16 protein-coding genes are annotated in these 13,355 nt (G+C 64.3%); 11 read left to right on the top strand and 5 right to left on the bottom strand.

The window, feature by feature from the left end; translation table 11 throughout:
* From EN949_RS25350 to EN949_RS25330, 5 genes are all read left to right on the top strand, one after another.
* Positions 1-1,343 (top strand): ATP-dependent helicase (locus tag EN949_RS25350; protein WP_164782544.1); only part of this gene is annotated, 1,343 nt, incomplete at its 5' end.
* A 17-nt stretch (positions 1,344-1,360) separates the two neighbouring features.
* Positions 1,361-2,140, top strand: coding sequence for a 4-hydroxy-tetrahydrodipicolinate reductase (gene dapB / locus EN949_RS25345; RefSeq protein WP_127366818.1), 780 nt, complete (start codon positions 1,361-1,363; stop codon positions 2,138-2,140).
* Between the two features lie 176 nt (positions 2,141-2,316).
* Positions 2,317-3,330, top strand: coding sequence for an ABC transporter substrate-binding protein (locus EN949_RS25340; protein ID WP_127366817.1), 1,014 nt, complete (start codon positions 2,317-2,319; stop codon positions 3,328-3,330).
* Positions 3,331-3,472: 142 nt separating this feature from the next.
* Positions 3,473-4,327 carry an ABC transporter ATP-binding protein gene (locus EN949_RS25335; protein WP_013532455.1) on the top strand — a complete coding sequence of 285 codons (855 nt, stop codon included), beginning with the start codon at positions 3,473-3,475 and terminating at the stop codon, positions 4,325-4,327.
* A gap of 13 nt (positions 4,328-4,340) precedes the next feature.
* Positions 4,341-5,219, top strand: a complete 879-nt coding sequence (locus tag EN949_RS25330; protein ID WP_013532454.1) for an ABC transporter permease — start codon at positions 4,341-4,343, stop codon at positions 5,217-5,219.
* 28 nt (positions 5,220-5,247) lie between these two features.
* Here the strand turns inward: EN949_RS25330 and EN949_RS25325 are convergent, their stop codons facing one another.
* Both EN949_RS25325 and EN949_RS25320 read right to left on the bottom strand, forming a co-directional pair.
* Positions 5,248-6,600: a sensor histidine kinase gene (locus EN949_RS25325; protein WP_127370757.1), complete on the bottom strand. Its 1,353-nt coding sequence runs from the start codon at positions 6,598-6,600 to the stop codon at positions 5,248-5,250.
* 13 nt (positions 6,601-6,613) lie between these two features.
* The gene (locus tag EN949_RS25320; protein WP_127367575.1) at positions 6,614-7,291 is read right to left on the bottom strand and encodes a response regulator; all 678 of its coding nucleotides are present in this window, start codon (positions 7,289-7,291) and stop codon (positions 6,614-6,616) included.
* 465 nt (positions 7,292-7,756) lie between these two features.
* Between EN949_RS25320 and EN949_RS25315 the strand changes: the two genes are divergently transcribed.
* The 4 genes from EN949_RS25315 to EN949_RS25300 all read left to right on the top strand — a co-directional run bounded on the left by EN949_RS25315 (position 7,757) and on the right by EN949_RS25300 (position 9,134).
* A complete protein-coding gene (locus EN949_RS25315; protein ID WP_013532451.1) occupies positions 7,757-7,960 on the top strand; it encodes a DUF680 domain-containing protein in 204 nt (67 codons plus the stop codon).
* A gap of 47 nt (positions 7,961-8,007) precedes the next feature.
* Positions 8,008-8,211, top strand: a complete 204-nt coding sequence (locus EN949_RS25310; protein ID WP_127370758.1) for a DUF680 domain-containing protein — start codon at positions 8,008-8,010, stop codon at positions 8,209-8,211.
* 47 nt (positions 8,212-8,258) lie between these two features.
* Positions 8,259-8,486, top strand: coding sequence for a DUF680 domain-containing protein (locus tag EN949_RS25305; protein WP_013532449.1), 228 nt, complete (start codon positions 8,259-8,261; stop codon positions 8,484-8,486).
* Positions 8,487-8,900: 414 nt separating this feature from the next.
* A complete protein-coding gene (locus EN949_RS25300; RefSeq protein WP_127367101.1) occupies positions 8,901-9,134 on the top strand; it encodes a DUF680 domain-containing protein in 234 nt (77 codons plus the stop codon).
* A gap of 51 nt (positions 9,135-9,185) precedes the next feature.
* On the opposite strand, the gene EN949_RS25295 is transcribed toward EN949_RS25300, so the two are convergent.
* From EN949_RS25295 to purM, 3 genes are read right to left on the bottom strand one after another with little or no spacing between them, the layout of a single operon-like run.
* Positions 9,186-9,698: a histidine phosphatase family protein gene (locus EN949_RS25295; RefSeq protein WP_127367102.1), complete on the bottom strand. Its 513-nt coding sequence runs from the start codon at positions 9,696-9,698 to the stop codon at positions 9,186-9,188.
* Positions 9,699-9,711: 13 nt separating this feature from the next.
* Positions 9,712-10,425, bottom strand: a complete 714-nt coding sequence (purN, locus tag EN949_RS25290) for a phosphoribosylglycinamide formyltransferase (protein WP_024505064.1) — start codon at positions 10,423-10,425, stop codon at positions 9,712-9,714.
* Positions 10,422-11,501 (bottom strand): phosphoribosylformylglycinamidine cyclo-ligase, encoded by a 1,080-nt coding sequence (purM, locus tag EN949_RS25285; protein ID WP_013532445.1) that lies wholly within the window; start codon positions 11,499-11,501, stop codon positions 10,422-10,424. The genes purN and purM overlap by 4 nt, the downstream gene beginning before the upstream one ends.
* A 238-nt stretch (positions 11,502-11,739) precedes the next feature.
* Between purM and EN949_RS25280 the strand changes: the two genes are divergently transcribed.
* Both EN949_RS25280 and EN949_RS25275 read left to right on the top strand, forming a co-directional pair.
* Positions 11,740-12,267: a CDP-alcohol phosphatidyltransferase family protein gene (locus EN949_RS25280; protein ID WP_013532444.1), complete on the top strand. Its 528-nt coding sequence runs from the start codon at positions 11,740-11,742 to the stop codon at positions 12,265-12,267.
* Between the two features lies 1 nt (position 12,268).
* The coding region (locus EN949_RS25275) for an AI-2E family transporter (protein ID WP_164782543.1) at positions 12,269-13,355 on the top strand (1,087 nt) is incomplete at its 3' end.

Genomic DNA, 13,355 nt, shown 5'->3' with positions numbered 1-13,355 from the left:
ACGAATACCAGGACACAAATCGCCTGCAGGCTTCGATCCTCATGGCGCTGAAACCCGACGGCGCCGGGCTGACGGTGGTGGGCGACGATGCGCAATCGATCTATTCGTTCCGCGCCGCCGAGGTTCGCAACATCCTCGACTTCCCCAATCAGTTCGCGCAAGCCGCCGACGTGGTGATGCTGGAGCGCAATTACCGCTCGACCGAGACCATCCTTGCTGCCGCCAATGCGGTGATCGGCGAAGCCTCGGAGCGCTTCACCAAAAACCTGTGGTCGGAGCGCAAATCCAGCGACAGGCCAAAACTGGTGACCGTGCGCGACGAAGTCGAGCAGGCCAATTTCGTCTGCGACACCATCCTGGCCGAGCGCGAGGCGGGCACAGCGCTGAAATCCCAGGCGGTGCTGTTTCGCACCTCGCATCACAGCGGGCCGCTGGAGATCGAACTGACGCGGCGCAACATTCCCTTCGTCAAATTCGGAGGCCTGAAGTTTCTCGATGCCGCCCATGTCAAGGATGTGCTGGCGGTGCTGCGCTTTGCCGAAAATCCGCGCGACCGGGTCGCCGGTTTTCGCGTATTGCAACTCTTGCCTGGCATCGGCCCTTCGGCCGCCGCGCAGATCGTCGAGACCATGACGACGGCGCTGGACGAGGCCATGGGGCTGGCCGGCTGGCGTCCGCCGCAACGCGCTGCCGATGACTGGCCTGGCTTCGTCTCGCTCTATTCCGGCCTGCGCGCCGGCGCCAGATGGCCGGCCGACCTCGAACAGATCAGGCTTTGGTATGAGCCGCATCTGGAGCGCATCCACGAGGACGCGACGACGCGCCGGGCCGACCTGTTGCAACTCGAGCAGATAGGCTCGGGCTATGCCTCGCGCGAGCGCTTCCTGACCGAACTGACGCTCGATCCGCCGGACGCCACCAGCGACCAGGCTGGGCCGCCGCATCGCGACGAGGACTATCTCATCCTGTCGACCATCCATTCGGCCAAGGGCCAGGAATGGAAGAATGTCTTCGTGCTCAACACGGTCGACGGCTGCATCCCGGCCGATCTCGGCGTCGGCAGCAAGGAAGACATCGAGGAGGAGCGCCGGCTGCTCTACGTGGCAATGACGCGGGCCAAGGACAATCTCAACCTGGTCATGCCGCAGCGTTTCTTTCCACATGGCCAGGCGGCGCGCGGCGACCGCCATCTCTATGCCTCGCGCACCCGTTTCATCCCGGCTTCGATCCTTGCCGCATTCCAGCAGGTGTCGTGGCCGAGCGCACAGGCAGCACAGGGCAGGGCGGCCCGGCCGGAGGTGCGCGTCGACATTGGCGCCCGTATGCGCGGCATGTGGAAATAGCCGCGGGATAGCGCTCTATGTCGAAACCACCGGTCAGGATAGCCCTCGCGGGTGCGCTGGGCCGCATGGGCCGTCAGATGGCGGACGCCGTGCAGGGCGACGCGCGGCTGGCGCTCGCCGCCCGCTTTCACCGGCCGGGCAGTGTCGGCGAAGGGCTGGTGAGCCGCGACGAGGCGCTTGCCGTGGCCGACGTGGTCATCGACTTCACCACGCCGGCTGCCTCGGTCGACCTGGCCAGGATTTGCGCCGAGCGCGGCGGGCCGGCCCTGGTCATAGGCTCTACGGGCTTCGATGCTTCTCAATCGGCTGCGATCGCCGACGCCGCGAAAACGATTGCCATCGTGCGCTCCGGCAGCTTTTCACTCGGGCTCAACATGCTGATCGGACTGGTCGAGCAGGCGGCGCGGGCACTCGACCCCGATGACTGGGACGTGGAGATTGTCGAGGCGCATCATCGCCACAAGGTCGATGCGCCATCGGGAACGGCGTTGATGCTGGGGCATGCCGCAGCCGGCGGACGCGGCATCGATCTGGAGACGGTCGCAAGGCGTGCACGCGATGGCGCCATTGGCGCGCGGCCTCCCGGTGAGATCGGCTTCGCGGTGGTGCGTGGCGGCAGCATCGTCGGAGAGCACAGCGTCAGCTTCTGCACCGAGGGCGAACTTGTAACCCTGTCGCATGCGGCCGGCGACCGCATCATGTTCGCCCGTGGTGCTATTGCCGCCGCGCTCTGGGTGGCGGGGCGCCAACCCGGCGAATACGACATGCGCGACGTTCTCGGTTTCGGCGCTCCGTGACCGGCAGCCACAACGGATTCCATTTCAACGGCCGTTAAAACGACTGAAAGCCAGCTGAAAGCTTGGGCGTGCCATGAAGTCATTACGGCGTTCGCCGTGTGACCGGTGCGGGAGCGGCCGGTAAGGAGGAATGCGGCGCAGCCGGGATGGCGCGCCGCCCAAGTGGAGGAAGTTTCGTGACCGGTTTCATCTCGAAGTGCGCCCTGCGCACAGCGGCGCTAACCCTTGCTATTGCAGCCACAAGCGCCACGGTGGCTTCGGCTGCCGACAAAATCACCATCATCGTCGGCGGCATGGAAAAGCAGATCTATCTGCCTGCCGTGCTCACCCAGCAGCTCGGCTACTTCAAGGACCAGGGGCTCGATGTCGAACTGCTCAACTCGCGCGCCGGGGTCGAGGCCGAAAATGAACTGCTGGCCGGTGCCGTCCAAGGCGTTGTCGGCTTCTACGATCACACCGTCGACCTGCAGTCGAAGGGCAAATACATCCAGTCGATCGTCCAGTTCAGCCAAGCGCCTGGTGAGGTCGAGCTGGTCTCCGCCAAGCACCCGGAGATCAAGTCGCCCGCCGATTTCAAGGGCGCCACGCTCGGCGTCACCGGTCTCGGCTCCTCGACCGATTTCCTGACCCAGTATCTTGCCGTGCGCAGCGGCCTGAAGCCCGGCGACTACACGCTGCTGCCGGTCGGCGCCGGCAACACCTTCATCGCCGCCGTCAAGCAGGACCAGATCCAGGCCGGCATGACCACCGAGCCGACCATCGCCAAACTGCTCAAGACCGGCGAGGCAAGCATCCTGGTCGACATGCGCACGCCCGAAAAGACCAAGGAAGCGCTGGGCGGCGACTATCCGGCGGCGTCCTTCTATGTCCAGTCCTCCTGGCTGGAAGGCCACAAGGATGAGGCACAGAAGCTCGCCAACGCCTTCGTCAAGACGATGAAATTCATCGCCACGCATTCGGCCGAAGAGATCGCCGACAAGATGCCGAAGGATTATTATGCCGGCAACCGGGACCTTTACGTGCAGGGGCTGGCCGGCGGCAAGGCGATGTTCACGCCGGATGGCCGCATGCCGGCCGATGGTCCGCCGACCGTGCTCGAGGTTCTCTCGACATTCTCGAAGAGCCTGCAAGGCAAGCAGATCGACCTGTCGAAGACCTACACGACCGAATTCGTCGACGCCGCCAAATAGCGGCGCCAGCCTACCACTCGTTGAATAACAAGGGCTTGCGCCGGCTGCTTGAATCAAGAAGGCAGCGGCGCGGCCTCCCGAACACCTGGAGATCCGTGGCACTGCCGCGGGCTCCCTTGCCCCATTGCGACAGGAGTGCGCCATGCAAGTGCAACCCATGGCGGCCGAGAAGCTGTCTCAGGCCGCGCCACAAGCCGACGCCGCGATCGCCATCGATGATGTGACCTTGCGTTTCGTCACGCCCGACGGGCACATGATGACGGCGATCCGCGATTTCACGATGACCGTGGCGCGCGGCGAGTTCGCCTGCGTCGTCGGGCCGACCGGCTGCGGCAAGTCGACGACGCTCAACCTGGTCACCGGCCTGTTGCGGCCGACGACCGGCAATGTCCGCGTCATGGGCACGCCGGTCACCGATATCAGCCGGGACATCGGCTTTGTCTTTCAGGCGGATGCGCTGTTTCCCTGGCGCAGTGTCATCGACAATGTCGCCGCCGGTCCACTTTATCGCGGCACGCCAAAGGCGCAGGCCTACGACCGCGCCCGCGACTGGATCGCCCGCGTCGGCCTCGGCCGCTTCGAGAAGCACTATCCGCACCAGCTTTCGGGCGGCATGCGCAAGCGCGTCGCGCTGGCGCAGACCTTCATCAACCAGCCCAAGATCCTTTTGATGGACGAGCCGTTCAGCGCGCTCGACATGCAGACGCGCACCGCCATGCAGGACGAATTGCTGGATCTGTGGTCGGAGCAGAAATCCTCGGTTGTCTTCGTCACCCACGACCTAGAGGAGGCGGTGGCGCTGGCCGACAAGGTCTATGTGCTCACCGCTGGGCCGGGCACGGTCAAGAGCGTCTACCGCATCGACCTGCCGCGCCCGCGCGTCATGGCCGACATCCGCTACGACCCGAACTTCGTCGAGATCGCCAAGGTGATCTGGAACGATCTGCGCGAGGAAGTGCAGCTCGGCCAGAGCCGGACCTTGCAGACCGGACATTGAAAGGAGAAACAGCATGACCGCAATCTCTCCGACCGCCAACCAGGCCGCCGTCCGCGATGCTTCCATCGCCGTTGCCGAAGCCCGGGCGAGGGCAAGGCTGCGCCGCCGCCACGCGCTTGTCATCTCCTTGCGCCTGGCGATCCTGGTCGTCTTCCTTGGCCTGTGGGAACTCGGCGCCGACTACAACATCATCGACCCGTTCTTCTTCGCCAGCCCTTCTGGCATCTGGCAGCAGATCTGGTCGTGGATCACCGAAGGCACCTCGCAAGGCCCACTCTGGCTGCAGATCTACGTGACGCTGGAGGAAACCTTCCTCGGCTTTGTCATCGGTGCCCTTGGCGGCATCGCCGCCGGCATCATCCTCGGCCGCAATCGGCTGTTGGCGGATGTCTTTTCGATCTACATCAAGATCGCCAATTCGGTGCCGCGCGTCGTGCTCGGCTCGGTGTTCATCATCGCGCTCGGCCTCGGCATGGCGTCCAAGGTGGCGCTTGCCGTGGTGATGGTGTTCTTCGTTGTTTTCGCCAACGCCTTCCAGGGTGTGCGCGAGGCCGACAGGGCAATGATCGCCAATGCCCAGATCCTTGGCGCCTCGCCATTCCAGATCACCCGCACCGTCATCATTCCTTCGGCGATGAGCTGGATACTCGCCAGCCTGCATGTCAGCTTCGGCTTCGCGCTGGTCGGCGCGGTGGTCGGCGAGTTCCTCGGCGCCAAGCAAGGCATGGGCCTGCTGATCTCGACCGCGCAGGGCGCCTTCAACGCCAATGGCGTGTTCGCCGCGATGATCATCCTGGCTGTCATGGCGCTGGTGGTGGAGTTCATCATCACCCGCTTCGAGAACTATGTCGTGAAGTGGCGGCCGGCGCCGTTCAACGAGCAGGGAACGTGATCGGTCAGACCAGGGGCAGCCTGACCGGTCAGGCCAGCGGCAGCCTGACCTCAACCAACAGACCGCCGGCCGCGCCATCCCCAAGGGTGACGCGGCCGCCGGCATTTTCGACGACCTCGCGTACAATGGCGAGTCCCAGCCCGCTGCCTTCCTCGGTCGAACCGGCAATACGGTAGAAGCGCTCGAAGACATGGTCTCGCTCGTCCGCCGGAATGCCAGGCCCGTCGTCGGCGACCGTCAGCACGGCTTCGCCGTCGATGGCCGCCAGCTTCACCGTGACACTGCCCTCAGCCCGGGAGTAGCGCAGCGCGTTGTCGACGAGGTTGACGATCATCTCGCGCAGCATGGTGCCGTCGCCGATGACCGGAACGGGGCCAGCCTCCTCGAGGCCGAGATCTATTTTGCGATCGATGGCCGTTGGCGCCAGGGTTTCCAGCACGTGCCGGGCGGCTTCCGCCAGGTCAATGCGGTCGGCGCGCGGCCGCCGGCTGCCTGGCTCGGCGCGTGACAGGGTCAAGAGCTGTTCGGCCAGCCGCGCCAGTTTGCCGGAACTCGCCTGCAGCGCCACCAGCGCCTCCTGGCGGGCATCGGCGGCACTTTCGCGAAGCGCATAGCTTGCCTGTGTCGACAGCAGCGCCAGGGGCGTGCGCAGCTGGTGCGCCGCATTGGCGATGAAGCGGCGTTGCGCCGCCATCTGCGCCCGCACGCGCTCCATGTAGGCGTTGAGGGCGTCGATCAGCGGGCGGATCTCGCTTTGCGCACCGGGCACTTCGACGGGGTCAAGGTCGCTGCGGTTTGGCGAGCGTACCGCATCGCGCAGCCGGATCAACGGCGCCAGGCCGCGACGCAAGCCGAGCAGCACGAACACGCCGGCAATCGCCACCAGCGCCAGTTGCTGGGCAAAGGCGCTGAACCAAAGCTGTTTGACCATGGCGTCATGGCCGGCAAGGGTGACGCCCACGGTGACTGATATTGGCGAGTCGTTGCCGGCGCCGATCACCGCATGGCCAAGGGTCAGGAGCCGCAGCTGGTGATCGCGGTAGGCGGCCTCGACACTGGCATGCTGCGGCGCTTCGGGCAGGTCGGGATATCCGGTCAGCAGCCGCCCGCCGGCTGTCTCGACGCGATAGTAGACGCTGTCGCGGTCGCCGGTGTCGAACATCTCGATCGCCGCCGGGGGCACCGGGGCATCGAGCACGCCGTCGACCATGGCGACCTGCTCGGCAATCGCCCGCGCCGATCCGACGAGCATCCGGTCGGTGACCAGGTCCGCGGTCGCCAGTGCGTTGCGCTGGCTGGTCCACAGGTTGATGGTCGCGAGCCCGGCAAGCGGCAGCACCACCCATGCCAGCAATTGCAGGCGGAGGCTGTTGATCCTCATGGCGCCAGGATCGTCACGGCGCCAAATCGTCTTGGCGCAAGAGGTAGCCGAGACCACGCAGTGTGGCGATCTGGACCCGCGACCCTTCGAGCTTCTTGCGCACGCGGTGCACGTAGATCTCGATGGCGCTGGGATCGGCGTCGGTCTCGAAATCGTAGATCGCGGCCGACAATGCCGCCTTGCTCACCGTGCGTCCGGCCTTGACCATCAATTGCTCAAGCACGGCATGCTCGCGCGGTGTCAGCGCCAGCGCCTCGCCGGCAAGCGAAAACAGCCGCGTGTTGGTGTCGAAGACGAGATCACCGCAGGCAACGATCGGCGCGGTGCGGTCATTGGCACGGCGCAATTGCGCGCGGATTCGTGCTTCGAGCTCTTCGATCTGGAAGGGCTTGGCCAGATAGTCGTCGGCGCCCTCATTGAGGCCCTTGACCCGGCCGTCGAGACTGGCGTTTGCGGTCAGCACGATCACCGGCACCCGGTTGCCGCGCGTCCGCAACATTCGCAGCACCTCCAGCCCGCTCATGCGCGGCAGCGCAAGGTCGAGGATGACAAGCGCGTGGTCACCAGCGGCGAGCGCGTGTTCGACATCCTCGCCATCATGGACGATGTCGACGACATAGTTCGCCTGACGCAGGGTCTTGCCCAGCCAATCCGCCAGCTCGCGATTGTCTTCTACAAGCAGCAACCGCATTTCTATCGCTGTCCTGGGGTGCAGGTCACCCGGATTTCCGCCCACTTCTTCAACTGGCGCCGCCAAGTCGCGCCCGATTGATGATCGTGCACAAGCGATAATCTCGATCCAACCGCAAGGCAAATGGAGGAGATCCAGAAGTTCAGATGGTGCGCAATCGTTTCAAACCGAACCGTTCAGTTCGATTTCTGTTGACGCACTGTATAGCAGATGGTGAACGCCGGCCTGGCGAGCGGTCGCGCCTGGTGATGGGCGTTATCGATTAACTGTCTGATTTCAAACAGTTAAATTATGACCGCCGAGACCCTGTGTCAAATTTCAAGGCCTGGATTCGAGCCGCGGGGGAACATCTTCGTGATTGGAATCCGCGGCAGGGCGAGCCCATCTCGGGGTGGTCCGAGCGACGCGAAATTCCTCCCAAGGGCACGCCACTAGACGGACATGACAAATACTGGAGTAATTAAAATGACCAAGATCGCTCTTACCGCCGCCGCCATCCTCGTTGCCACGGGCACTGCTTTTGCCGGCAGCGACAATTATGGCTCGGCCAACGCCAATCAGCCTGCCGTCGCTGTCGACCATTCGATCACCGCTTCGGTCTCCAAGTCGACGCAGACCGTCCAGGCCCCCGCTTCGCAGGGCGCTGACCGCAACCTCTTCGGCCGCTAATCGCGACTGCCGATATCGACCCAACCTTGAACTCAGGAGTAATTAAAATGACCAAGATCGCTCTTGCCGCTGCCGCCATCCTCGTTGCCACGGGCACTGCTTTTGCCGGCAGCGACAATTATGGCTCGGCCAACGCCAATCAGCCTGCCGTCACCGTCGACCAGTCGGCCACTGCTTCGATCTCCAAGTCGACGCAGACCGTCCGGGCCCCCGCTTCGCAGGGCGCTGACCGCAACCTCTTCGGCCGCTAATCGCGACTGCCGATATCAACCCAACCTTGAACTCAGGAGTAATTGAAATGACCAAGATCGCACTCACCGCCGCCGCCATCCTCGTTGCCACGGGCACCGCTTTTGCCGGCAGCGACAACTACGGCTCTTACAATGCCAACCAGCCTGTTGCGAACCAGTCCGTGTCCGACATCGACACCACGCACACCGGCTCGATCCCGAAGTCCGTAAAGACGCAGGGTGATGCCAATGCCAACGTGCCGGCTCAGTCGGGCCAGGGCATCTGGGGTCGTTGATTTCTGAAGTCTGCGACCACAAAGAGCGGTGGGCTTTGCCCGCCGCTCTTGTTTTTTATGCATGAGCAGGATTTCGGCCGACGGCATCGGTGTCGGAGCGCCGATCGTAAATCGAACCAGCTGGTTCAATTTATGTTGACGAATCGTGAACGGATGGCGAGCGCTGGCTCGATGAACCGCCGCATCATGCGTCAGGCACCCTCCTTATAAGCGTCTGAGATAAATTGATAAAACAGGGTGAGCTCAATCCCTTGGCCGACGTTCGAGGTCCCGATTCCGCGCGTGAGGGAACGTCTTCGTGATTGGAAGTCGGCGCACGAAAAACCCAGATCGAGGCTGTCCGAGCGACGCGAAATTTCCTCCCCAGGGGCACGCCACTAGACGGACAGAATCAGGAATACCGGAGTAAATAGAATGAACAGGATCGCTCTTACCGCCGCCGCCATCCTCGTTGCCACTGGTGCCGCTTTTGCCGGCAGCGACAACTATGGTTCGGACAATGTCAATCAGCCGGTCGTCACCTCGCACGCGGTCAATGTCGACCACAGCTACACGGCTTCGACCCACAGGCAGGTCAAGCACCGCGACCTCACGCTGATGCCCGATTCGGTCCAGCCGGAATCCGGCCAGGGCAACTGGGGAAACTGACGGCTCAGGCGGGTGTGCGGCGGGCTTGACCTGCCGCACCTGCCATGGACACTAGCCGCCCAGGTCCTTCGGCCGCAAGCAATGTGTCAGCCGGGCGGGGGATACGCCGAACCAATCGCCTTCGAAGACCACCCGGGCCAAGGCTGCCGTCGGGAATTTTTCCTCAAGTCTCGCGATCGCCTTGGCGTCCGACCCCGGCCCGGCAAGCTGTCTGGCCAACTGCTCCAGGCCCGGATTGTGGCCAATTACCAGCAAGCTGCCGCTTGAAGCGTCGGTTTGACCAATCTGGCTCAGAATGTCCGCCGCTGAAGCATCGTACAGCGCCTTGAGGAATGCGACCTGGGGCGGGACGGGCAATTCCGCCGCCACCAGCCGCCAGGTGTCGCGGGTGCGCAGCGCCGCCGACACCAGCGCCAGGTCCGGCAGCCAGCCGCGCGCCGCAAGCTCGCGCCCCATCAACCGGGCTGCCTTCACTCCGCGTTCGGCCAAGGGCCGGTCGAAATTATCGAGATCAGGGTCGTCCCAGCTGGATTTGGCGTGACGAAGCAGGAGAAGCTGTTTCATCGCCGCTCTAAGCTCAAGGCGTGATGCGCGCCAGATGCTCGAGGTCGGCTTCCTCGCGCAGCGGATCCGGGGCCATCACCACCGAGGTGCCGTTGTCGGCATCGTCGGCAAAGTGGGCAAGCACGGTGCGGCCGGCCTCCATGCGCGCCTTGCCTTCGGCGACCAGCCCCAGCGCCAGCGGATAGAGCCGGTGTTCGGTCTTCAGCACGCGGGCTGCCAATGTATCGGCGGTGTCGCCGACCATCACCGGCACGGCTGCCTGTGCGATGATCGGGCCGTCATCCATCTCGGAGGTGACGAAGTGCACGGTGCAGCCATGGATGCGGATGCCGGCGGCCAGCGCGCGCGCATGGGTGTCGAGCCCCTTGAAGGCCGGCAGCAGGGCAGGGTGGATATTGATCATGCGGCCCTGCCATTTCTGGACGAAGCCGGGGCTGAGGATGCGCATATAGCCGGCCAGCGCCACGATCTCGGCGTTGAAGGCCGTAAGGGCCGCGTCGATGGCGGCGTCATGCGCCTGCTTGCTGCCGTGGTCGGCACGTGAGACGACCTGCGTGGCGATGCCGCGCGCCCTGGCGATGCCGAGCCCGGCGGCATCCGCCTTATCGGAAATGACACCGACGATCTCGGCCGGGAACGACGGGTCGCTGGCCGCGGCAATCAGCGCGGTCATGTTGGAGCCGCGTCCCGAGATCAGGACAACGGTGCGTTTCCTCTGCGCGCTCATAGGCCGATCGAACCCCGATAGATGACGCCTGCGTCGCGGCGCGGCACGATGCGGCCGATCGGCGTCACCGTCTCGCCGGCTTCCTGTAGCACGGCCGCGACCTGCGCCGCCTGGCCGGACGCGACCGCCAGGATCATGCCGATGCCGCAATTGAAGGTGCGCATCATTTCTTCCGGCGCCACGCCGCCGGTCTTGGCCAGCCACGAAAACACGGGAGGAACGTCGATCGCCTCGAGGTCGAGCTCGGCCGAAAAATCCTTGGGCAGCACGCGTGGAATGTTTTCCGGGAAGCCGCCGCCGGTGATGTGGGCGAGCGCCTTGATACCATGCGTGTTGCGGATCGCCTTGAGAATCGACTTGACGTAGATGCGGGTCGGCTCGAGCAGTGCTTCGGCCAGAGTGGCCTCGTCGTTGAACGGTGCCGGATCGCTCCACGACAGACCGCTGACGGCGACGATGCGGCGCACCAGCGAATAGCCGTTCGAGTGCAGGCCGGAGGAAGCCAGGCCCAGCAGCACGTCGCCTTCGACAATGTCATCGGTGGGCAGCAATTGGCCGCGTTCGGCGGCACCCACCGCAAAGCCGGCGAGGTCGTAGTCGTTGCCGTGATACATGCCGGGCATCTCGGCGGTCTCGCCGCCGATCAGCGCGCAGCCGGCCTGGCGGCAGCCCTCGGCAATGCCGCCGACGATCGCGGCACCCTGATCGGGATCGAGCTTGCCGGTGGCGAAATAGTCGAGGAAGAACAGCGGTTCGGCACCTTGCACGACGATGTCGTTGACGCACATGGCGACGAGGTCGATGCCGATCGTGTCGTGCTTGCCGGCATCGATGGCGATCTTGAGCTTGGTGCCGACGCCGTCATTGGCCGCCACCAGCACCGGATCGGTAAACCCGGCCGCCTTGAGGTCGAACAGGCCGCCGAAACCGCCGATCTCGCCATCGGCGCCCGGCCGGCGCGTCGCGCGCACCAGCGGCTTGATCTTCTCGACCATGAGATTGCCGGCATCGATATCGACACCGGCCTCGGCATAGGTGAGCCCGTTCTTGCGCTTGTTCACGTCGCGCTTGCTCATTTCTGGTGCCCGTTCAGCAATTTTCCTTGTCGCGGGCTCTTCGCATGAACGGTTTCTGTCCGCAAGGATAACGGCCATCTCGGCCTACAAAACCGTGGACAGCGCGCACGTACAGGCGCTCGTGATTGGCGAAAGCCAAGCTGAAGGCCGCTCCCGTGCGGGGAGATCGGCAGCTCCTCCCTTGTTGCCACCCGCCATCTTCATCATCTATCTCCGACCAAGAGGAGGTGCCAGGCATTTGACCATCCCCAACCTGATCACCATCCTGCGCCTTGTCCTGGTGCCGGCGGTGGTGCTGGCGATGCTGCAGGCGCGCTGGGACTGGGCTTTTGCCGGGTTCCTCGTCGCCGGCATTTCGGACGGCGTCGATGGCTTCATCGCCCGCCGTTTCAATCAGCAGTCCACGCTCGGCGCCTATCTCGATCCGATCGCCGACAAGCTGCTGCTGGTTTCGGTGTTCGTGGTCATGGGCCTCATCGGGCAATTGCCGCTGTGGCTGGTCGTCACCATGGTGTCGCGCGACGCGTTGATCGTCTGCGCGGTCCTGCTGTCCGCCGTCATGGCCCATCCGGTCGAGATGAAACCGCTTTTCGTGTCGAAGGCCAACACCGCCATCCAGATCGTGCTGGCGGCGGTTGTGCTGGGTGAACTTGCCCTGTCGGTTCATCTCGACCCGCTGAGGCCGGTTCTCATATTGCTGTCCGGGGTCTTGACCGTGGCTTCGGCCGCAGCCTATCTCGTGACTTGGCTGAGGCACATGAGCTGACATGACGAAGGCTCCACTCCGGACATCCGAGACAGAAGCGGCGGCGATCGAGGCCGCGGCCGCCGACATCGCCGCGTCCGCGACCTTTCGCCGCCAGATCTTCTTCTGGCTGGCCGGCGCCGCGCTGCTGGCGCTTTTCCTCTATGTCTTCAGCGCCATCCTGCTGCCCTTCGTCGCCGGCATGGTGCTTGCCTATTTCCTCGATCCCGTTGCCGACCGGCTGCAGCGGCTCGGCCTGTCGCGTTTCATGGCGACGGTGGTCATCCTCATCACCTTCCTCATCGTGCTGGTCCTGGCCTTTGTCATCCTCATTCCGGTTCTGGCCACGCAGATGGCCGATTTCGCCGGCAAATTGCCGGAATATCTGACCCGGCTGCAAAGCCTGATCACCTCGTTCGATCCGAAATGGCTGGAGCAGAAGTTCGGCGTCAACGCCAATAGCTTGCGCGACGGGCTGAATTCGCTGCTGACCTCCGGCTTCGGTTTTGTCACCACCGTCTTCACCTCGCTGTGGAGTTCCGGCATGGCGCTGGTTTCTGTGGTCAGCCTGTTCGTGGTGACACCGGTGGTCGCCTTCTACATGCTGCTCGACTGGGACCGCATGGTGGCGGTCATCGACGGCTGGGTGCCACGCGACAACGTCCAGACCGTGCGCGCCATCGCACGGGACATCAACACCGCCACGGCAGGCTTCGTGCGTGGCCAGGGCACGCTGTGCCTGGTGCTGGGCGCCATGTATGCCACCGGGCTGACGCTGACCGGACTGAACTTCGGCATCCTCATCGGCCTGTTCGCCGGGCTGATTTCCTTCATCCCCTATGTCGGCTCGCTGACCGGGCTGGTGCTGGCCGTGGGCGTCGCCTTCGTCCAGTTCTGGCCGGACTGGACGATGATCGTCGCGGTCGCGGTCGTCTTCTTCATCGGCCAGTTCATCGAGGGCAACATCCTGCAGCCGCGGCTGGTCGGCAAGAGCGTCGGCCTGCACCCGGTATGGCTGATGTTTTCGCTGTTTGCCTTCGGCGCGCTGTTCGGCTTCGTCGGCTTGTTGATCGCGGTCCCGGCTTCGGCCGCCGTCGCCGTGCTGGTGC

Source organism: Mesorhizobium sp. M7A.F.Ca.US.007.01.2.1 (assembly GCF_003998165.1).
GTDB classification, from domain to species: domain Bacteria; phylum Pseudomonadota; class Alphaproteobacteria; order Rhizobiales; family Rhizobiaceae; genus Mesorhizobium; species Mesorhizobium ciceri.
This window is presented reverse-complemented; position numbering and strand designations above follow the sequence as displayed.